We start from the raw sequence: 20356 nt of genomic DNA, 5'->3' as shown, positions 1-20356 counted from the left end.
TCCAGTGCAGGAGACGAGTTCTGTGCATGATGAGGGAACCACCCCAGTCCGGGGTGCCGAACACCAGGCGGCCGAAGACAACATCGAGGTGGTTCCGGTAAGCGAAGTCTCGGAACCTCATGGTCTGATCTGGAAGGCCGTGGATGCTCTCCTCTTCGTCGGAATCTGCGCGATGCTGCTCAGCCTTGCTGCCCAGATGGTCAGCCGGCAGATGGGAGCCTCGCTGTCATGGACCGAGGAACTGACCCGTTTCCTGTTCATGGACACCACCTTCCTGGGGATGGCAGCAGGCTTCCGGGCCGCCGTGCACCCGCGGGTGAACTTCGCGGTGGCGTGGGGACCAGCCTGGCTTAAGAAAGTCAGCATGCATCTCTACGCCATCTGCGGGACCGTGTTCTTCAGTGTCCTGATCTACAAGACGTGGGAACTGATGCTGCAGCAGTACGCCGCCGGAGAGTCCAGTCCTGCCCTGGGACTGAAGATGTTCCTGGTAACCCTGCCGCTGGTGATCAGCGCAGCACTCGCCATCGTCGCCCATATCACCACCGTCTACTTCTCCCCGAATATGCGTAAGAGAATCCTCAAAGGAGAGATGATCGCATGAGCCTGACCCTGCTGGGCATTTTCCTCCTCCTGCTGCTGCTGGGCGTTCCGCTCTCAATCTCACTCGGCATTGGCGTCATCGCCACGCTGCTGATCTTCGACATCCCCCTCGACCTGTTGCCGCAGTCCATGATGAGCTCCATGAACAGCTTCCTGTTGGTCGCTGTCCCCCTGTTCGTCCTGGCCGGCAACCTCATGGCCGGCGGGGGTATTTCGGACCGCATCTTCCGTGGCGCCGAAGTCATCTTCGGCCGCTTCCGTGGCGGCCTTGGCCAAGTGAACATCGCATCGAGCGCGATCTTCGGCGGCATCTCCGGTTCCTCGGTTGCCGATATTGTCAGCCTTGGCAAGATCGAGATCAAAGCCATGACTGACCATAAGTACCCGCGGCCCTATGCGGCAGCGATGACCATGGTCACCGCTACCCTGTCCTCACTGATACCGCCCAGCATCCTCATGATCATCGCCGCCTCGACCGCGAACGTCTCGGTAGGCGCGGCACTCGCAGGAGGATTTGGACCGTCCATTGTCCTGATCCTCGTCCTGATGCTGGTGAATTTCTTCCTGTCGGCACGCCACGGTTACGGCGAGGTCTCAAAGACGCCTTTCAAGAAGGGCCTGAGGATCGTCCTCGGGGGAATCCCGGCCATGGGCGGCCCGGTGATCATCCTGGTGGGCATGTTCAGCGGGCTCGTCACGCCCACGGAGGCGGCCGCCGTCGCCGTCTTCTACAGCCTGTTGGTCGGAATCTACGTCTACCGGGACATGAAGTGGCGCCAGATGCCGAAGATGATCGTGGACGCCGGCCTCACCACCGGCACCATCCTGCTCATCGCCATGATCGCCGGCGTCGCCTCTTACATCTTCACCATTGACGGGCTGCCGGCCAAGGTCAGCAGTTGGCTGCTGAGCGTCAGCACTGACCCCACCATCGTCATGCTACTGATCGGCCTTATCCTGATCATCATCGGAACCGTGATGGACAAAGTCGCCGCCATCCTGCTTTGCACACCGGTGCTCATGCCCGCGGCCGTGTCTTCCGGTGTGGATCCCATCCACTTCGTCGTCTTCCTCGTTGCCGCCCTTGCCGTCGGCCTGGTCACACCGCCTGTCGGCGTCTGCCTCTTCGCGGCGTCCTATGTCAGCGGGCTGCCGATGGAGAAGATTGTGAAGGCCGCGGTGCCGCTCTATGTGGTCATGGTGGTTGCCATCGTCATGCTGGCCGTCTTCCCGCAGCTCATCCTATGGCCGTCTGATCTCCTGACCAATCAGTAACGCCTGGCCCCAGCCGGCTATCCCATACAGCCCTTATCACTAAAGGATCCCAATGCCTGAACCTGACCACCCAGCGCTTGCCCTGATGGGACTAGGGCCGATGGGGGAACCCATGGCGCGCCGGCTGCTGAAGGGCTACCGCGAGCTGACTGTCTGGAACCGGACTGCTTCGAAGGCCGAAGCCCTGGCGGGCCTGGGCGCCCGTGTTGCCGCCTCACCTTTTGAGGCGGCCGCTGACATCGTTCTCACGGTGTTGCCGGACCTAAGCCACGTCGAATCGTTGCTTCCGGGAGAAGAAGGCATGATAGCCGGATGGACAGCCCGGGGCATTGCCAGCCCGATACTCGTCGTGCACGGGACCGTCTCGCCGGGGGCAGTGGCGGCCTTTGGCGAACGGATGCTTCGAGAGCACAACGTCAGGGTTTTGGACGCCCCCGTCAGTGGCGGCACCGTGGGTGCCGAAAACGGCACGCTGAGCATCATGGCGGGCGGGGACGAGGACACGTTTAACTCGGTCGCGCCGGTGTTCGGGTTCATAGGCAGCACCATCCGGTACATGGGCCCGGGAGGTTCGGGCGCACTGGCCAAGGCCTGCAACCAGATCGTGGTCGCCGGCACGGTCACGGCAGTTTCCGAAGCCATGCTTCTCGCGCGCGGCGGGGGACTGGATCCATCGGTGATGCTTGAACTGCTTCGGGGTGGGCTGGCCGACTCCGAGGTGCTGCGCCAAAAGGGGCACAGATGGATTGACGGCGACTTCACGGGTGGCGGCAGCGCCCAAAACCAGCTGAAGGACCTCAATTTCGTGCTGGGGGCGGCTGGAACAGCGCACCTGGAGCTACCCCTGAGCACGGTAATCCAGGGTCTTTTCGAGGATATGGTGGCGCGGGGCGACGGCGCCCTTGACCACACGGGAATTTTCCGGACCCTTGCCCAGCGCAGCAGCGCTCTCACTCAGAGGTTTTCGTAAAGAATCCCGAAGTCGTAGGCGATGCCCCCACAAAATCGTGATGCACCGTACCGTGAGGCAGGCGTGCTGAAAGGGTTGGGTTCCCAGTGCTGTGTTCAAACCCTGAGCTGTAGCCGGTCCCTGGCCTGGGCGGACGAAGCCTGGCCTGCGTACCCGCCTGCGCTGGAGACCGGCTTCACCCGCCGGAGCGCGGCGAGGATGGCCCGCCCCACCACGGCGATTCCGATCACCGTGGTGACGGCGCGCAGGGTGTCCCAGCCCGCCGTCGACGTCACCAGCGAGTACAGCAGGAAGCTGCTCAGGTTGGTGCCCAGCGGCGCGCCGGGCACATAGGAGATGCCGGTGCCGGCGCCCACCGCGAAGGGCCAGAACCACAGGTTGGTCAGCAGGCCGAACAGGTAGGACGCCACCACGCCGTAGCCGGCCAACATCCACAGTTCGGCCCTGCCGCGCACCCGCCGGGGGAGCAGGCCGGCCCCCGCACCCACCCACGTACAGGCGAAGATCTGGAACGGAGTCCACGGCCCGATCCCGCCCCACAAGGCGCTGGAGAGCGCAATCGTGGCGGCGCCGAGCAGCATGCCGAAACGCGCGCCGAACGCCCGCCCGGCAAGGATCAGCAGGATGAACACTGCTTCCACGCCCCCGACGCCGGTGCTCGCCACCCGGACTGCCGTACCGACGGCGGCCAGGACGCCGAGCAGCGCCACAGTATGTGCCGAACGGACAGAACCGTCCAAGGACACAACGATGGCGACGGCGGCGAGCGGCGCGATTGCCAGCGCCGCGTAGGGGAGGGCTGCGGCTGCGTCCTGCGGGAGGGCCGCGGCAAGCAGCGGCCAGCAGAACGCTGCGAGGGCCACGAGGTTTGCGGCTGCCAGGACGGAGAGTTCGACGGCGCGCGGCAGCCGGATGCGGGGCTTTGTTGCTGCGCCGGGGGTGTCCGGTTCGGTGATTGGCTTTGGCCCGGAGCCCACCTGCCGGGGGAGCAGGGCGGGCGGCTCCGGTGCTTCGGTTACCGCAGTGGAGGGTGCGACGCCGTCACGCATCGGGAGGATCCGGGCGCCGAGGCCGTGGGCAAAGTCGTGGTCGTGGGTGGCGATCAGGACAGCGGTACCGGAGTCGGCTGCGGACCGCAGCGCGGCCGTGACTGCTGCGCGGGCCGCAGGATCGAGGCCGCGGGTGGGCTCGTCGATCAGGAGCACCTGGGGATCATCCATGGTCTGCAGCGCAATGGCCAGGATCCTTCGCTCTCCAGCGGACAGGTCCCGGGGATGCTCATGGCCAATGGGAATGCTGACGTCTCCCCGCAGACGGGCCAGGCGTGACGCCGCGAAGCCGGGCTCGGGCTGTTGGCCGTTCTTTCGGCGCGCAAGGCGCCGCTCGGCCGCGCGGAGCTCTCCCTCCACCGTATCCCTGGTGAAGAGGTCGTCCGAGGCATCCGGCACCAGGGCGACGCGGCCGCCGTCCGCCGTTCCGCCGTCGTTGGTTTTTACTCCGCCCGCTCCCTCACCCAAGGCAAGCGCCACCAGGAGGGACGACTTCCCGGCCCCGTTCGGCCCCACCAGGGCCACCACTTCGCCGCGGTGCAGGGCCAGGGAGGCGTCGCGAACCAGTGGCGTGCCCTTGCGGTGCACCGCGAGGTTGGCCGCTGTCAGCACGGGCGCGTATTCGGCATCTGGAACAGGCGTGGGGTGCGCAACCGTCGGGACCGGCGCGGAGGGCGCGGCACCCGGTACCAGCTCGCCGTCGGCAATGGTCCACCAGGAGTCGGCAACCGGGACGAGCGCTGCCGCCCGGTGCTCCGCCACGATGACGCAGACACCGTCGCCGGCGAGGGTGTTGAGCACGGAGATGACGTGCCTGCGGGCCGTGGTGTCGAGGTCGGCCAGCGGCTCGTCCACCAGGAGCAGGGGAGGCTGTTCCACCACCGCGGCGGCGATGGCCACGAGCGTTGCCTCCCCGGCGGAAAGGGTGCTGATATTCCGGTCCAGCAGCGCCGTCACCCCGATGCGCTCGGCAACCTCCAGCACCCGGGCCTTGGCGGCGGCCGATGGCATGCCGCGCAGCTCAAGGGCGAGGGAGATTTCGTCCCGCACCCGCGTGCTGGCGAAGGCGGCGCGGGGATTCTGCAGGACGACGCCGATGAGCCGGGCGGTATCGCGGGGCGGCATGGGGGCACGGTCCGCTCCGGCGACGCGAACGGTGCCGGAAATCTCTCCGCCGTCCACGTGGGAGAGCAGGCCGGCGATGCCCCGCAGGATGGTGGACTTGCCGGATCCGGTAGGTCCCGTAATGACGGTGATGGACCCGCTCGACGGCGTGAACCCGGCCACACGGACCTGCGCGTCACCGATGCGGAACCGGGCGTCGCGCACCAGGAGCGGGCCGCCGTCGTCGTTCCCGGGGTGGTGTGCGGCGCGGCTCCCGAAGCCGCGCAGCTCAAGGGCGGCGGCTACCCGGGCCGCGTGTTCAAGGGTGCGCTCGAGGACGGGCACCAGGGCGCGGGGCCCGAAGCGTTCGCCCCGCAGCCGGAACGCCAGGCGTACGGAGGTCACGGCGTCGGCCAGCGCCGGGAGTGCCGCCCACGCCACGACCAGCGTGCGGGCCAGGCCCTGCATGGGGCCGCGGCGGGCCAGGTGAACGAAGCCGCGGGCCACGTCCACGAATGCGTTCAGCAGTCCGAAGCCGACAAACAGCCCGGCAATCGGCAGGGCGGACAGGACCGCCGCCCACAGCCCGGGCCCGGTGACCGGACCGAGGAACACCACGTGGGCGTACGGGGCCGGCAGCCGCATGGCCGGCAGGTCGAGCAGGACAGGCGAGCCAAGGCCCGCGCCGTTGAAAAGGACGCGGTAGATGACCCGCGCCGCGATGAACACGACGGCGAGAACAATGCCGGCGCGCAGCGGCGCGGGTCGGAAGGTCATGCCGCGGGGGCGGCCGGTTCGCCGTCGACGGTAAAGAGCAGTTCCAGGCTCTGGCCGGGGCTGACCTGCAGGGTGTCGAGGCCTTCCTGCGCGTATTCCCAGGCGCCGGCGTCCTTCTTTAGCCAGAGGGACCAGTAGGCGAATGCAGCGGGCATGCCGGTGCATTCTTCCTTGTACGTGCCGCCCTTGTGCTTGATGTCGAAGTCCGCGGCCGGCACACCGTTCACCCGGCACGCGAGCGTGGGGTACTGCTTGGTGCCTTCGGTTTTGACGTTGGCTTCCTCGAGCACCTTGGACGCGGCGGTGGGACCGTCCACGGGCACGCACACGGACTTGTCAGCGGAAGCCTGCTTGAGGGAGCCGGAGTCGACGACGACCTTCACGCCGTCGCAAGGGCCGGAGGCGCTGGGGGCAGCCGCTGCCGTGGACGGCGGTGCAGAGGTGGTTGGCGAGGTGGTGGCCGGCGCAGAACAGGCGGCGAGGGAAAACAGGAGACCGGCGGCGGCGAGGGAGCTCGCGGCGGCGGTGCGCATCTTAGTCAAAGTCACCCGTTAAGAGTAGGGCGTTGCTAGTCCACATCCTGCTGCCGCGGCGTTGTGTGACATCCAGGGCCAGTCGTGGGGGCGGGCAGGAGCGGCGCCCCCTTTTCTGAATGCGTTATTGACTGTCCGGCATGCCACCGGGACCATGAAACTGGCTGACTCCCATACCCGGTGCGTCGACATCACACCCGGTAGGCGGCCGTTGACGCAAGAGCCCCGGCAGTACCAAGACCCAGTCGGAGGAGACCGATGAGCAGCTCCCGAATTGCCGAAGCAATCAAGTCGGCCAAAGAATTTCTGGGCGCCCGTCCTGACGAGGCGCGCTACCGCGATTCGATCGCGTCGGCCGTTGTGGTGGAGGGCCTCCGCATCCGGGTCACAGGGACGGATGGCTCCTCCCTGGAGACCGATATGGTCGCTGGCGTGGGTGGAACCGGTTCGGCACCGTCGCCCGGCTGGCTCTTCCGTGCTGCCTATGCCTCGTGCGCCGCAACCCTGATGGTGATGCGTGCTGCCGAGCAGGGCGTGGAACTGCCCGGGCTGCAGGTCGACGTGGACAGTGAGTCTGACGACCGAGGCATCCTGGGCATCTCCGAGGACGTCAGCGCCGGCCCGGTCAGCATGCGGGTGGCGGTTCGGGTAGGGCCTGCAGCCGATGAGGCGGCTGTTCGGAGGATTGTCGAGTGGGGCCTGAAGCATTGCCCGGTCGATGATGCGGTCCGCCGGCCCGTACCCGTGGAGCTTGACCTCCAGGTCGGTTAGGCGGAGGACGGGGGGCATGCGGAAGCCGTAGGCAGGGCCGAACTGGCGGCTGCTTCGGCGCACGGTAGCGCAGTAAGCGGAAAAGATTTGCCCGGAATTGCTCCATTCAGTTGCTGGCCGGCGCTTAACTCGCGTCAGAAGGGGGACGGACGGTTGTGATTCGGCTTCGGGCGTAGTAGGCAGCCACCGCCAGCAGGGCCAAGCACGCAAGGAACATTGACAAGGACAGGAAAACAACGCCGGCGGTGATGGCCAGCAAAAGGAGCGCTTCGGCAGGCGCCTTCCGGGGAGTGGCTGCAAAACGGGCGACCGTTGCTGTCAGCAGCGCGAGGGAGAGCACCAGGACTCCTGCGACAAAGGTTGTTCCGAACCAGCGCAGCCGCAGAAAGTCTTCCAGGAAATTCGAGAAGGAGACCACCAGTGCAGCGGCCGCCGCTGTGCGCAGGGACACCCGGCTGACCCTCGCGGCTTTTCGGGTCCTTGTGTCCATGCGCTGTCCAGTCCTCCCCATGGCCCAGAGGGTACCGCCCAAGAACAGCAAGGCCAGGGAGGTTAAGGCCACCGCGGTATAGTCACGCGGAGTCTGCGGATCCCAGTATGTGACCTCGCCGGGAAGCTCGATCACTGCCCTCAATCCGAAGGCCACGGCTGCGAGGGTGGCCAAGACGGCGACTGGGCGCGACCCTGGGTGACCCCCGGCTCCCATTCCTTGCGGCCCGGCGCCTATCGGTAAGCGGTGAAACCCCATGTTGAACATCGACCCGCTCGCCTAAAACCGTGTAGTCCCACGCAGTTTGCGGGGGCGGCCGTCCGGGTCCACCAAAAAGCGGTACACAGGATCCGCCCAGAGGCGCTGCAGGCGTGTGACCGGTTGTGTGACGTGGTGCCGCGCGTGACCCCCGGGGCGGGGCGAGCGGCGGTCAGTTTTGTGCCATTCATCCAGGGCATCGGCAGCGGCATTCCACAGGCCGAGGCCGTCCGCTGGATCGTTCAGCCGGGGGTCATCCTGGTCCAGGCCCAGGTGCTCGGCCCAGAGCTGCCGCCGCAGCCCCTGGGCCAGCGGACTGGAAGCCCCGGGACCAGTCCCGGGACCAGTGCCGGGACTGGTGCCCGGGCCAGTGCCTGCGCCGGGCGCCTCCCCCTGACCAGCGGAGGTGTCGATGACCGCGCAGGTGAGCTCGCTGTCCGTGGTCCAGGACCGCCGGTTGAAGTTGTCCGATCCGCACGTGAACCAGGTGTCGTCGATGATGCAGATCTTGGCATGGACATAGATCGGTGTCCCGGCCCTGTTCTCCAGGTTGAACACGCCGAATCTGTCGGGAGCCACGCGGCGCATCCTCTCGATGGCGCGCAGCTGGCCGAGCCGCTTGGGCGGCCCTCCCAACGGACCGTCGGAGTCCGGGTAGCGCGGTACCACGGCGATCACATTCAACCCTGGGTTCTGTTCGAGGGCCCCTGCGATACCGGCCGCCACCTCAGCAGACCACAGGTACTGGTCCTCGATGTAAATCAAGGAGCGGGCCAGGCCGAATGCTTTTGTGTAGGCCCGGGCAACGCTCCGTTCACCATCGGGTGCGAACGGGAACGGCGGATGCTTCACGCCGTAGGTGCGCAGCAGCTGCACGGCGTGCGGGCCGGCCGGCGGCGGTGGCGGCGCAGTCTCCGGCAGGGGCTCGGGGTGCCGCGGCATATCCGCCAGGCGCTGCAGCAGCATCCGGTACGGAGTGCGCCGGTCCAGGGGATGGGGGTCGTCCCACCTTTCCGCGAACAGCTTCAGCACATCCGCCACCACCGGGCCGCGCAGTTCCAGGGCGGCATCGTGCCATGGAGGCCGTTTCCCGTACCGGGGATCCATCTCCACCGACTGCGGGTCTCCCATATGATCGGCGTCGTCCCGGCGGCTGTGGGAAAGATCGATCCCGCCAACGAATGCGATGTCCCGGGAAGGGTCATTACGATTGCGGATGACGAACAGTTTCTGGTGATGGCAGCCGAAGAGCCGCACCCGCTGGTCCAGCAGCACCTCGCCGCCGGCGTCGTTGATCTGGCGGCTGAGGTGCTCGTTGGACAGGTTGCTCATGGGGGCGGACACACGCTCTCCGTGTGACCTCCACACGAGGCCGCGCACTTCCACTCCGTCCCGGGCAAGCCGCGCCAGCAACTCTCCGATGGCCGGCCCGTCCGCCGTAAGCTTTTCGTCGCCGTCGCCACGCCAGTCGGTGAACCACACACGGTCTCCCGCTTGCAGGGCCGAGAGCTCCTCATGCAGCCGGGCGAAATAGGTGGCACCGTGAATCAGGGGCCGCACCAGGTTGCCCTCCGACCAGGAGGGCGATCCTACTTTGCCGGCGTGCACGTCGGCAGCCGCATTGCCCCACTCGGCGGCACCCAAGAACCAGTAACCAGCAGTACTGTCCACTCGTCGTTCCCTTCGGGACCCGGGCCCGTCATTAGGCGTCCGGCCTACCAGTAGCCTACGACTGTGCCGGTCAATGTCATCCGATGATGCCGTCATTCTGGCAATTCCAAGGGTCTGGACACCGGTGCCCGCCGGACTTATCGTGCAAAAGTGGCGGCTGCCTGACTGGCAGGATGGCAAACTCTGCCGGTCCGCTGTTGCAGCCGTCCGTCATGAGGAGGAAGCAATGGAACACGTTGAAGAGACCGTTGAAGTAGCAGTGCCGCTGCGGACCGCGTACAACCAGTGGACCCAGTTCGAATCCTTTCCGCAATTCATGTCCGGCGTCGAATCCGTAACCCAGCTGACGGACACCACCAACCATTGGGTTACCAAAGTGGGCGGTGTCCAGCGGGAATTCGATACTGAAATAGTCGACCAAGAGCCTGACGACCGGATCGCCTGGCGCAGCACCGACGGCAAGTCCCATGCCGGCATCATCAGGTTTACGCCACTGGACGCCAACCACACGAAGGTCAGGGTCCATTTCGAATGGGCTCCGGAAACCCTCACTGAAAAAGCAGGTGCGGCATTGAAGATGGACCAGATGCAGGTGAAATCTGACATGCGCAAGTTCAAGGACTTCATCGAATCGCGCGGTACCGAAACCGGCGGCTGGCGCGGCGAAGTCGGGGACACCGGCCCAACCGGGCAGCTCTAGAAGTGCCGGGCGGAGTCAGCTGAGGAAGCGGCGCCTCGCAAACGGAAAACGGACGACGGCGGGACCTCCCGCCGTCGTCCGCTCTTTTCAGGCGTTGGGCAGCTAAAAGTTCGGCCGTTCAGGTGGCGTGAGCGGTCAGCGTCCGACGTAGCGCATGTGCGTGTCGTTGTAGCGGTTGCCCTGCACCCCTATCCGGCTCGCCACGGCATTCAGGTCGGCGACTTCGTCGGCGGACAGCGCAACGGCTGTAGCTGCGGTGTTCTCTTCGAGGCGCTCCCGGCGGCGTGTGCCCGGGATGGGAACGATCCAGGGGTGCTGTGCCAGGAGCCATGCCAGTGCGATCTGCCCCGGCGAGGCGTGCTTGGCGGCGGCGAGGCCGGCGACGTGCGCCACCAGCGCCTGGTTGGCGGCACGGTTCTCCGGGGTGAAGCGGGGGATGGTGCCGCGGACGTCACCTTCCGCGAACTGCGTGGACGTATCCACGGTCCCGGTGAGGAAGCCCTTGCCGAGCGGGCTGAAGGGCACGAACCCGATCCCCAGTTCCGCCAGGGTGGGCAGCACTTCCGGCTCCGGATCCCGCGTCCACAGCGAGTACTCGCTCTGGACGGCTGTCACGGGAAACGCTGTGTGGGCGGCGCGGATGGTCGCAGCCGAGGCCTCTGAGAGCCCAAAGTGGCGGACCTTGCCGGCCTGGATGAGCTCGCCCACGGCGCCGGCCACCTCTTCGATGGGCACACCGGGGTCCACGCGGTGCTGGTAAAAGAGGTCCAGCGCGTCCACGCGCAGCCGGCGCAGCGACTCGTCCGCCACGCGTTTGATCTGCTCGGGTGAGCTGTCCAGCCCCACGGATTTGCCGCCCTCGATCCGCCACCCGAACTTCGTTGCGATAATTACCTCGTCCCGCACCGGCGCGAGTGCTTCCCCCACGATTTCCTCGTTGACGTAGGGGCCGTACACCTCGGCGGTGTCAAAGAAGGTGACTCCCAGGCCGACCGCGTCACGGATGACCCCGATCATCGCCTGGCGGTCCCCGGGGTTGGGGCCGTAGCCCTGCGAAATGCCCATGCAGCCAAGCCCAATTGCCGAAACCTGCAGTCCCTGTCCGAGTGTTCGTGTATGCATGATGAGTCCTTTGCCACTGGCAGTCCGTGCCGGCACGCTTGTGCGCGGCCTTCCTCCAGTCAACGGCTTATCGGGCGCGTTAGGGAGGGTCTGCTGAAACAGGTACCGGCAGGGCCCCCTTGGGAGGCAGGCCCGCAACGCGCCCGGCGTGACGCCGGCTTCCCAAGGCCGGGCGCCTACACGCTGAGGTTCCAGTGGGCCTGGATGGCTCCGGCAAGTGGGTCAGCGGTGACGTCCACCCGGAAAGCAACGGGCGCCGTTCCTGTTTCTTCGATGACGGCATCGCGGTACACGCGGCCGCATCTGGGGCACAGCGTGTACAGGTCCTCATCCTCGGGCCACGCCGCCAGGCCATCCGGGACGGGAGTGTCTCCTCCGGCGTAAACAGGTATGCCCTGGGAGTTGGCCTGGATTAAGCCGTCCTGGCTGACGGTGTTGCCGCACACGCAAACGATGGTGGTGACATCATGACCGGTCACGCCGGCGGTTTCGGCGTCCATGAGGACCTCCCCGTTTTGGAAGGGATGTTCTGCTAGTAGTCTAGTCCTGCCGTGCCGGATAGTAGCCGGCAGTTCAACCCGGTGCTTTTTGACCAGCACGTTTAGGCGTCCAGCAGCCCGCCGCTGGCCCACCGGCGCACTGCCAGCTTTTCGGCGGCGTCGAACTCCAGCAGCGCCACTCGGCAGAGTTCTTCCACGTTCGCCGTCCAGGCTGCGGCCAGTTCCGCTGCCGTCGCCTCGTCGCTGAGCTGGAAGTTGGCGTACGCGAGGCCCTGCAGGACAAAACTGACCGCGTTGCGTGAGACCGGCTGGCCGGCACTGACGCAGTCATCCCGCACCTGGCGGCTCAGCTCCGTGCGGTTGACCGGATGTTCACGAAGCCGGGCTGCCAAGGACTGGAAAATCTGCCGGAACTGGGACGCTGAAAGAGCCGGCACATCCGTCACGCGGGTCACCTGCTCCTCGACGCCCGGCTGCTGCTCGGCCGGTGCGGGAAGATCCTCGCTCGAGAACCGCTTCCCGTCCCAGACCCAGCCGCCCTGGGCTGCCGAATACTCCACGTCCTTGCCGATCTGCGAGACCCAGGTCCCGAACTTCCCGAAACCGCCCCAGTCCGTCTTCAGGGAGGGGTCTGCGGTGAGCGCCCGGTGGGCTACCATGGCGCCGACCACCGGTCCCGGCGCGGAGCGCACGAACTCCAGGACCTCACGGATTGCCGGCGAGCTTGCTTTTGCCTTGACCTTGGTTGCGGGAGGAACCTGCGGCTGCCTGGCAGACGCCACCGCACGAATGGGCTCCCCGGTGGTTCCGTTGAGGATCGCAACGAAATCGTGCGACTCCACAACGTGGTCCGCCATTTCCCGGTAAGCGAACGCCACCGCGCCGGCAGCGATGACCGTCGTCATCCGGTCAGCCGCACGGAAACGCTGGATCAGGGACGTGAAGTCGGCATCGGCCGAGGCGATGAAGAACTCTTCGATGCCGCCGCTTCCGGAGAGCGCGTCCATGGCATCGAGCACCAGGTTGATGTCCGTGCTGCTCTTCCCCCGCTGGGTGAGCGACGGGCAGTCGATCACGCGGAAACCGGCCCGGGTCCAGTATGTCCGGTACTTCGAGTACACCATCGGGTTCAGGTAGCAGTTGCGGATCAGGAACCGGCGCGGCCCCTCCCCGGAACCCCCGGCTGACAAGGCATCCGCCCAATGCTTCGGGTCTTCGGCGAACCGCTTCGCCGCCAGCGGATCGAGAGCCTGCAGGCCGGTAAAGACGTTGTCAAAATCCACAAACATCGCCGCCCGGATGCCAGGCCTGCGGGAGGGTGAGAGTGCCTCGTTCATTGGCCCAGTGTGCCAGCAACGCCGCCCACCGGCGACCCTTCCGGATGCGACACGCAAGGGGACGACGGCGGGACGTCCCGCCGTCGTCCGCTTCATCCTTTGCCCCGGCCCAGGTACAGGGGTTCCAGCGGGGAAATCAAGGTACTTCGGCCGTAGAAGTCTCTGCCAGACAGGCGCACCATGGTGCTATGGACGCTGAAACACCCCAAGCGGTGGAACTGAGCCTTCCCCAGGCATTCCTGCTGCTGGCCACAAATGATGCCAGCGGAAAACCCGAAATTCCGGTCTTCGCCCTTCGGACCACGCTGGCAGGTGCTGTGCTGGCCGAGCTGGACCTGCTCGGTGCCATCGAGCTGCAGGGCAAGCACGTCAGGGTTGCCGGCACTGCGCCGGACACCCACCTGCAGCACGAGCTGGAGCTCATCCGCGGCAAGTCACGGCCGCACACTCCACGATGGTGGGTCTCGGTGCTCGAGGGCCGCGCCGAAGTGCAGCGCGTCTACGAGGGGATGGCTTCCCTGGGCATCGTGGAACACGTCGGCGAAAGGCACCTGGGCCTTTTCCGCGCCGTACGCTACCCGGAAAAGGACCATGCCCCGGAAGCCGCGCTCCTGAAGAAAATCGAAGCGGCACTCAGCGGTGCGCCGTCCAACCTCGAGCCGCCTGATTCCGGGGCTGCCGACGCAACGGCTGCCGGTGCCGGCACAGCCGGGGCCCAGGCGCCAAATTCCGCGTCCGCCAAGACCGGCACCAAGGCACCCGAACCCAGGACCATAGCCCTGATTGCCCTGCTGCAGGCGGCCGGGCTGCTCGGCAAGCTCTTCCCTGAAGCGGACAGGGTCCGGGCCGTTGAGCTGGCCAAGGATTACTGGCCGTCCCGCGCCGTGGAGGACGAACTCCGCATGATCAGGCTGGCGGAGGAGGAAGCCGCCAACCTGTGAGTTCGTGCCCGCCATACCAGGGAACCCTAGGCCAACTCGATCAAGTCGTGGTGCCGCGAAGCACCAGGGACCCCTCGAGTTCGAAGCGCTGGTCGCTGCTCGCCCCTGGCCGGCCCGCCGACCTCAGCATTGCCACAGCGCTCCGGGCGGCAGATGCCAGGTCCAGAGAGATGCTCGACAGTGGCGGATGGGTTGTTATCGCCAGGGTGTCATCGCACCCCAGGACGTTGATGTCCTCGGGGACGCGGAGGCCGTGTGCCCGGAATCCGGACATCAGGCCGTGGGCAACAACGTCGTCGAAGGCTACGACGGCGGTAGCTCCGGCGGCTTCCACCTCGCCGCTGACTTCAAGGGCATCGGCGTAGTTTCCGGACTTCGCGCGGAAGAAAAAGGTTTCAAGCCCGAGGCTTTCCAAGGTTGACTGCACGGCGCCATGACGCTGCCCATCAGACCAGGACCTCGCCGGACCGCCAACATAGGCGATACGGGTGTGGCCGGCATCCACCAGGTGGCGGAGCCCGTCCGTGAGCGCCTTGGACGTGCTGATGAGGACGCGCGGGACGCCGGCGACGTCCCGGTTGATCAGCACGGTCGGCTGCCGCTCGGCAACCGTCTGGAGAACCCGGTCCGAGAGCCGCGACGAAGCTATGATCAGGCCCTCCACCTGCGGCGACAGCCGTTCAATCATCTGCAATTCCCGCTTGGTGTCCTCAGCTGTGTCTGCAACGAACACGGCGAGCCCGTAATCCTCCGCCGCCAGCTGCGCGTAACGGATCAGCGGGGGAAAGAAGGGGTTGGCAACATCGGGCAGCACCAGCCCGATTGCGCCTGAGCGGCCGGTGATCAACGCGCGTGCATGGTGGTTGGGGACGTATCCGATCTCTGCAGCTGCGTCCATGACCCGTTGGACAGTCTCCGGCTTCAGCTTCCCGGGATCCGTGAATGCCCGGGACACCGTGGAAGGTGCCACCCCGATGAGCTTGGCGACCTGGACAATTGTGGATCTGGGCCTCACAGCAGCCGCCGTCCCAGTTCAATGGCCGTTTCCACCAGCTGCTCCGCGCTGCCCCGCTTGAAGGGGGCGGGCATCCCGTAATAACGATGGGCGTCCGTGACTTCGTATCCTGCGTGGTCATATTCGTCGGCAGTGGGAAAGTACCCTGGACAGCCGTTGCTGTAGGCGGCAACGATGACGGGAGTGGCGAAGGCTTCCTGGATGCGCTCGGCACACCTGAGGAAGGGTTCCCCTGGCAGTGCCACCACCAGCAGGCTGCCCAGCCGGAGAACTGTCACCGTCCCCCTCCATTTCATGTCCCTCAGCAGGTGGTCCCGTGCCGCCCAGTCGATCCAGGTCTGCAGCAAGGCCCTTTGCCCGGGCGCCGCGTCCGCCATGAGCTTAGTCCAGTAGGCCGCTGATTCCGCAGGGATGCGGGCGTCAAGTACCTCGAAGGAGAGGTCGATGGATGCTGCTGCAGCCAGGATGACCCCTCCGAGCGGCTTGCCCGAGGTCCGTGCCTGGGCCGCGGCCTCGCCGAGCAGTCCTCCTATCCGTTCAGCTTCCGCGAACGTCCGGTGCTCAGCCGCTGCCTGGGAATAGGAACTCTCAGCCGAATGACCGGTATTGACATCGCCGGCGGCCCCGGTCAGGAAGACAGCGGTGGAACCTGGGGCTGCGCGCTCAAGGTGGCTCCGCACGAAGGCCGGGTAGTCCCCGGAAACCAACCGGTTGTCGGCGCCAAGCACAACGGGATGGCACGGATACTGCACCAGCCAGGCCCTGGCTGTCCCGTCGTCCCGCTTGAAGACCACAACCTGCAGTGCGGGGTCTATCGCACGCCCGGGGTGCCGCCGGTTCTTGGCAATGCCAAGGCCCGCAAAGGATCCGTAATAGGCCTGGCACGGTTCCCGGGAGTTGGAGGCATCCTTGACGGCCACTGCCGCGGCCGCGCTGATGGCCTCGATGATGTCCGGGTCGCAGTCCCCCAAACCGCCACGCATGGCACACGGCCCCGAGTGGGTGTGGGTGGCGCTGATCACGGCATGCCCTTCGCGGAAGGGGATACGGTCCGCTATGGTCCGGCAGGTGGGTCCGTCGAGGCCGCACACATCCACCGTCACCCAGCAGAAGTCGTCGATAACAAGTGCCCGCACGGTCAGGGGGTCATGGACGCCGGTGCTCGGCTCCACGCGTGCGGCGAATCCGGACATCATGGTGCCGGGCGGGACGGAAACCTCCACGGAGGCGGCGCCCACCTGCAGGCAGCTGCTGCCACTGTGTTCCGTTGTGATGGATGCGTCGTTCATGGGCCGATCTCCTCCCGCCTTGGCGAGGACCTGATGACCTCCAGCACCGTTCCGGAATCCGAGACGAGGACCATGTCCGCAGGCGCGCCGGGCTGCAGCGTTCCCAGCCCTGGACGGGCTCCCGGCAGTGTCCGTGCCGGGTTTTCCGTGACGAGTTTGAGCGCCTGCCCCAAACCCAGGCTCGTTGACCTGACTACGTTGCGCAGGCCGTCGGGAAGGCTGGCCGCGGCGCCGGCCAGAAGCTCGCTGCCCACATGTGAGAGCCGGCCGTGTTCATCAAGATCAACGCTTCCACCCACAGGAGTCGCGTAGCGCCCCGGTGGCTTCCCGGCAACCGCCGTCATGTCCGAAACGAGAAATGCCCCGCGGGTTCCTTTGGCGCGCAGCATGACCTCCAGTGTTTCGGACGGCAAGTGGTGGCCGTCAGCTATCAGGCCGCAGGTTACGCGGTCGTCGGCCAGTTGGGTCCAGATGGCGTTGGGATGGCGCGGAATCATCGGGGCAATACCGTTGCCCAAGTGGGTTGACAGTGTTGCCCCGGCGTCGATGGCCCCGAGGACCTGGGCCGCAGTTGCATGGGTGTGGCCGATGGAAATCCGGACGCCCATGGCACAGATCTCCCGGATTCCCCTCGGCGCGTCAGCCCAATGCGGCGATACTGTCACCACGCCGATCCTGGTGATGGCGCCCCACCGCCGCACCTCCTCGGGATCAATGGCCCGGACCTGGCTGGCGTCGTGCACTCCGCGCGCCCCGTCCTGGTCCGAAATGAAGGGCCCTTCAACGTGGACGCTGGGAATGGCATCCCGCACCCGTGCATCCGCGTTCCGGGCCTTCTCCACACACCTGAGTGCGTGGCTGATCGCGTCTTCACTGGCGGTGATGACGGTGGGCACCCATGTGGTCACGCCGATCCGCGCCAGTTCCTCGGTGATTCGCTCGATCACCATGCTGTCGGTGTCGGGCCCGTTGACGTCAAGTCCCAGGTAACCGTTGACCTGCGCGTCGACGAATCCGGGGGACAGCACGGGCAAGTCCGAGGCGTTGGGATCGTGCCTGCGTTCAACGGAGACGATGTATCCGTCGTCGTACCGGACAGTGAGGACGTCCCCGCGGGCCGCGTCGCGGCCCCTGGCGGTCTGCACTGTCACAGGGAATGCACCCGGCCCTTGAACCTGTCCAGGACCTTTCGGTTGGCTTCGTCGCCGCCAGGGGCGTTACCCGACCGCCAGACAGGCGGCTCGATGTTGCGCTCCGTCAGTTCCTTGATGGTGCACTGCACCAGCCAGTTGAGGGTGTAGGCGTTGGCGAAGGTCGAAACGGCCCCGACTTTCTCGGTGACGCCCGGCAGCTCGACGACGGCGTCTCCGATCGGCACTTTCGTGTCAATGTGAAGGTCGACGACGTCATGCAGGTTGGATCCCGACGGGTGCCGTGCGGGGTGGCCGGCTGCCGTGCCGTCGGCATGCCCCCGTGAGGAGACGCCAATGGTCCGCACGCCCAGCGCACCCGCCGCCAGGGCAGCGTCGATGAGTGCGGTGTTGATTCCGTAAGCGTTCACAAGGATCAACACGTCCCCGGGCGTCAGTCCCGCGTTTTCGATCACGATGCGGCCGTAGCCGGGCGTCCGTTCCATGGCCATGGAGCGCAGCGCCCCGCCGGATAGCATGGTCCCCTCATCGAGGATCGCCGAGACGTGCATCAGGCCGCCGGCGCGGAAGAACACTTCCTGGCTGGCGAGGTTGGAATGGCCGCCCGGCCCGTAAATATGGATGAGCCGGTCGGCAGCTATCTGGTCGGCAAGGAGCGAAGCCGCCTTCGAGATGGAGGCCTGCTCTTCGCCGTGAATCCGTTCCAGAAGGGCCGTGATCCGTGCCAGGTAAGTGGCGCCCAGGTCCGCCGCGTCAGTCATCGCGGGTCGGACTCATCGTCGAGGTACAGGGACGCATTGGGGTGGGTTCGAAGAATCGTGCCGGGGTGCGTTCCTGAAACGGCCCTGGTGAGGGTGTCTTCAACCGCCTGTTTCTTTGCACTGCCCGGAACGGAGGCAACGATCGCCGCCGCGTTGAGCAGACGCGGAATGGTCACGGTCACGGCGTGGGTGGGCACGTCCTCCAGCCGCTCGAAGTGGCCCTCGTCAACCTGCTGCTGCCGTGAGACGTCATCCAGATGAATCACGCGGGCAGCCTTCTGGTCATTGAAATCAGCGGGCGGATCATTGAAGGCCAGGTGCCCGTTGACGCCGAGGCCGCACAGCACGAGGTCGAAGGGAGCTGACCCCATGACGCGGGCGTAATCCTCCGCCCCCTGGGAAGCATCGCCGGCCGTGTTGATGCGGTGGAAGTCCTTGGGCGTGACTGAATCGAAAACCAGCCGTTGCAGCCAGTTTCCGAAGCCCTGCGGGGCATCAGGACGGAGCCCAACGTAGTCGTCCATATGGAAGCACTCCACACGGGACCAGTCGACGTCTGTGGCGGCAATAAGCGTTTTCAGGGTGTCTTCCTGGCTGGGCGCCGCAGCGAACATGACCCTGGCCGTGCCGTTGGCCCTGATTGCGTCCGCAATGACCCGGGCAGCATGCTCCCCGGCTGCCTTGCCGAGTTCGTTCTTGCCTGGGTAGGCGCGGACGGCGAGCGTCCCGTATTGAGCTGCGCTCACGGTGAGGTCACTGTGCTGCATGTAAATCATCCTTTTCGAGCCGATTGAGAAATACCAAAGTCCGTGCGATGTGGAACGGATCCTTGACCGGGAGGGCAACCACCATGTCCAGCGGCGCTCCCTGCCTGTCCCGGATCTGCGTCCATTCCTGTCCGCCCGGATGTGGAAAGGTTGCAAGCGTGTAGTCGGTGACCTTTGCATTCCACTCTTCGAAGCCGCAGCCGCCGTAGTGGCGGGCAAGAAGTTTGGTGGCGTACATGGCTTCCGCATGCACCCACCACAGCTTGGTGCTCCAGGTTGACTGAACAAGCTCCTCATAGGGGTCACCGCCAAAGAGTGTCCCGGCTGGTACTCCGCCGTCCTTGTCAACGTAGCGGAGGAGCCCTCCGTGCTCTTCATCCCAGCCAAGCTCCAGCGCGCGCAGGGCAAGTCCTGGCAGCCAGTCGGGGAGGGCTGCCGCGGAATCCCCCATGGCCTCCTGGCTGTGGATCAGCATCCACAAAAGTTCCAGGAGGTGCCCGGGCGTCCTGTGCCTGGCCAGGAGTGATTCTTCGTCCTGAACCGAGTCCGGCCTGAACTCCCACCACTGCTTTTCCTGCAACATTGGCGCCTGTCCCGGCCCGCCAAACAGTTGGCCGAGCGCAAAAGCCACGGCGTTCCGCGCCGCTTCCGAGCCCGTTGACTTATACAGCTCGGACCCGGCGTGAAGCAGTGTCATGGGACCTGCGAGGTCGCAGAAGCCCGGCCGGACCGGATAGGGGGCAGTCAAAGCAGTCCGTGACCGTATCCTCGCCAGGGAGCTGGCCAGGACTTCGTCAGCGGTGGCCGACGCCGCTGACCGGGCCGGCTCCGGATATGCCGGGTCCGTTGCTGCCCCTGCAAGGCCGAGGACCGCGAACAGGTCGGCAAACACGCTGGTGGCGAGTTCACCGTTCGGGCCCGAGGGCAGAGGACCTCCGGCCTGGTCTGTCCGGAAGGCGGTGAGTCCGCCCTCCAGCACGGAGTGGGTCCGGACGAACTCGGCCGTCTGGAGTGCCCGCCTGGACCATTTGTCGCCGTCGACCGTCAGCAACCCGGAGCGCGCATCGGCGGCAATTTCGGCACACAGCCACGCCCAGCGTCCCTGCGACCAGGTGTATTTATCACTCGACTCCAGGACGCCGTCGTTGGAAAAACAGGTCAGGACGCCGCCATGAAGGTCATCCGCGCCGTTGCTGTCCCACCACGGAAGGATTATGTCCTGGAGGTGGGCGCCGGGAGAGAAACCGGATCCTGTCAGGTCCTGCACGGAAG

The 20356-nt window shown here is 66.0% G+C and carries 19 protein-coding genes; 6 read left to right on the top strand and 13 right to left on the bottom strand.

The features are described 5' to 3' along the window. Positions 1–22 precede the first annotated feature (22 nt). From Q9R30_RS02935 to Q9R30_RS02925, 3 genes are read left to right on the top strand one after another with little or no spacing between them, the layout of a single operon-like run. Positions 23–604 carry a TRAP transporter small permease subunit gene (locus tag Q9R30_RS02935; protein WP_311216717.1) on the top strand — a complete coding sequence of 194 codons (582 nt, stop codon included), beginning with the start codon at positions 23–25 and terminating at the stop codon, positions 602–604. Then, a complete protein-coding gene (locus Q9R30_RS02930) occupies positions 601–1878 on the top strand; it encodes a TRAP transporter large permease (RefSeq protein WP_104999154.1) in 1278 nt (425 codons plus the stop codon). The genes Q9R30_RS02935 and Q9R30_RS02930 overlap by 4 nt, the downstream gene beginning before the upstream one ends. A 52-nt stretch (positions 1879–1930) precedes the next feature. Continuing rightward, positions 1931–2848: an NAD(P)-dependent oxidoreductase gene (locus Q9R30_RS02925; protein ID WP_311216716.1), complete on the top strand. Its 918-nt coding sequence runs from the start codon at positions 1931–1933 to the stop codon at positions 2846–2848. Positions 2849–2943: 95 nt separating this feature from the next. Here Q9R30_RS02925 and Q9R30_RS02920 read toward each other — a convergent pair whose 3' ends face one another. Further along, entirely contained in the window at positions 2944–5778 is a 2835-nt protein-coding gene (locus tag Q9R30_RS02920; protein WP_311216715.1) for an ATP-binding cassette domain-containing protein, read from the bottom strand. Then, the gene (locus Q9R30_RS02915; protein ID WP_311216714.1) at positions 5775–6326 is read right to left on the bottom strand and encodes a hypothetical protein; all 552 of its coding nucleotides are present in this window, start codon (positions 6324–6326) and stop codon (positions 5775–5777) included. The genes Q9R30_RS02920 and Q9R30_RS02915 overlap by 4 nt, the downstream gene beginning before the upstream one ends. 243 nt (positions 6327–6569) lie before the next feature. Between Q9R30_RS02915 and Q9R30_RS02910 the strand changes: the two genes are divergently transcribed. After that, positions 6570–7082 carry an OsmC family protein gene (locus tag Q9R30_RS02910; RefSeq protein ID WP_311216713.1) on the top strand — a complete coding sequence of 171 codons (513 nt, stop codon included), beginning with the start codon at positions 6570–6572 and terminating at the stop codon, positions 7080–7082. A gap of 124 nt (positions 7083–7206) precedes the next feature. Here Q9R30_RS02910 and Q9R30_RS02905 read toward each other — a convergent pair whose 3' ends face one another. After that, on the bottom strand, positions 7207–7746 hold the full coding sequence (locus Q9R30_RS02905) for a hypothetical protein (protein WP_311216712.1): 540 nt from the start codon (positions 7744–7746) through the stop codon (positions 7207–7209). Positions 7747–7851: 105 nt separating this feature from the next. Further along, entirely contained in the window at positions 7852–9501 is a 1650-nt protein-coding gene (locus Q9R30_RS02900; RefSeq protein WP_311216711.1) for a phospholipase D-like domain-containing protein, read from the bottom strand. Positions 9502–9727: 226 nt separating this feature from the next. Here Q9R30_RS02900 and Q9R30_RS02895 point away from each other — a divergent pair, with 226 nt between their 5' ends. After that, on the top strand, positions 9728–10201 hold the full coding sequence (locus Q9R30_RS02895; protein ID WP_311216710.1) for an SRPBCC family protein: 474 nt from the start codon (positions 9728–9730) through the stop codon (positions 10199–10201). Positions 10202–10336: 135 nt separating this feature from the next. Here Q9R30_RS02895 and Q9R30_RS02890 read toward each other — a convergent pair whose 3' ends face one another. The 3 genes from Q9R30_RS02890 to Q9R30_RS02880 all read right to left on the bottom strand — a co-directional run bounded on the left by Q9R30_RS02890 (position 10337) and on the right by Q9R30_RS02880 (position 13160). Then, positions 10337–11323 (bottom strand): aldo/keto reductase, encoded by a 987-nt coding sequence (locus Q9R30_RS02890; RefSeq protein ID WP_311216709.1) that lies wholly within the window; start codon positions 11321–11323, stop codon positions 10337–10339. A gap of 176 nt (positions 11324–11499) precedes the next feature. Next, positions 11500–11823: a hypothetical protein gene (locus Q9R30_RS02885; protein ID WP_311216708.1), complete on the bottom strand. Its 324-nt coding sequence runs from the start codon at positions 11821–11823 to the stop codon at positions 11500–11502. A gap of 101 nt (positions 11824–11924) precedes the next feature. Continuing rightward, the gene (locus Q9R30_RS02880; protein WP_311216707.1) at positions 11925–13160 is read right to left on the bottom strand and encodes an NYN domain-containing protein; all 1236 of its coding nucleotides are present in this window, start codon (positions 13158–13160) and stop codon (positions 11925–11927) included. 188 nt (positions 13161–13348) lie between these two features. On the opposite strand from Q9R30_RS02880, the gene Q9R30_RS02875 reads away from it, so the two are divergent. Next, positions 13349–14101, top strand: a complete 753-nt coding sequence (locus Q9R30_RS02875; protein ID WP_311216706.1) for a GPP34 family phosphoprotein — start codon at positions 13349–13351, stop codon at positions 14099–14101. Between the two features lie 40 nt (positions 14102–14141). Here the strand turns inward: Q9R30_RS02875 and Q9R30_RS02870 are convergent, their stop codons facing one another. Genes Q9R30_RS02870 through Q9R30_RS02845 form a run of 6 tightly spaced genes read right to left on the bottom strand, consistent with a single transcriptional unit; the run spans position 14142 to position 20351 of the window. After that, positions 14142–15116, bottom strand: coding sequence for a LacI family DNA-binding transcriptional regulator (locus tag Q9R30_RS02870; RefSeq protein ID WP_104999143.1), 975 nt, complete (start codon positions 15114–15116; stop codon positions 14142–14144). Beyond that, positions 15113–16405 (bottom strand): neutral/alkaline non-lysosomal ceramidase N-terminal domain-containing protein, encoded by a 1293-nt coding sequence (locus Q9R30_RS02865; RefSeq protein WP_311216705.1) that lies wholly within the window; start codon positions 16403–16405, stop codon positions 15113–15115. Before Q9R30_RS02865 ends, Q9R30_RS02870 begins: the two co-directional genes overlap by 4 nt. Next, positions 16402–17556 (bottom strand): N-acetylglucosamine-6-phosphate deacetylase, encoded by a 1155-nt coding sequence (locus tag Q9R30_RS02860; protein ID WP_104999141.1) that lies wholly within the window; start codon positions 17554–17556, stop codon positions 16402–16404. The genes Q9R30_RS02865 and Q9R30_RS02860 overlap by 4 nt, the downstream gene beginning before the upstream one ends. Then, positions 17553–18317, bottom strand: coding sequence for a sugar isomerase domain-containing protein (locus Q9R30_RS02855; RefSeq protein WP_311216704.1), 765 nt, complete (start codon positions 18315–18317; stop codon positions 17553–17555). Before Q9R30_RS02855 ends, Q9R30_RS02860 begins: the two co-directional genes overlap by 4 nt. Beyond that, entirely contained in the window at positions 18314–19084 is a 771-nt protein-coding gene (locus Q9R30_RS02850) for a 6-phosphogluconolactonase (RefSeq protein WP_104999139.1), read from the bottom strand. Before Q9R30_RS02850 ends, Q9R30_RS02855 begins: the two co-directional genes overlap by 4 nt. Next, positions 19071–20351 carry an AGE family epimerase/isomerase gene (locus Q9R30_RS02845; RefSeq protein WP_311216703.1) on the bottom strand — a complete coding sequence of 427 codons (1281 nt, stop codon included), beginning with the start codon at positions 20349–20351 and terminating at the stop codon, positions 19071–19073. The genes Q9R30_RS02850 and Q9R30_RS02845 overlap by 14 nt, the downstream gene beginning before the upstream one ends. Positions 20352–20356: the final 5 nt, after the last annotated feature.

Source organism: Arthrobacter sp. AB6, from assembly GCF_031844545.1.
Classification (GTDB): domain Bacteria; phylum Actinomycetota; class Actinomycetes; order Actinomycetales; family Micrococcaceae; genus Arthrobacter.
This window is presented reverse-complemented; position numbering and strand designations above follow the sequence as displayed.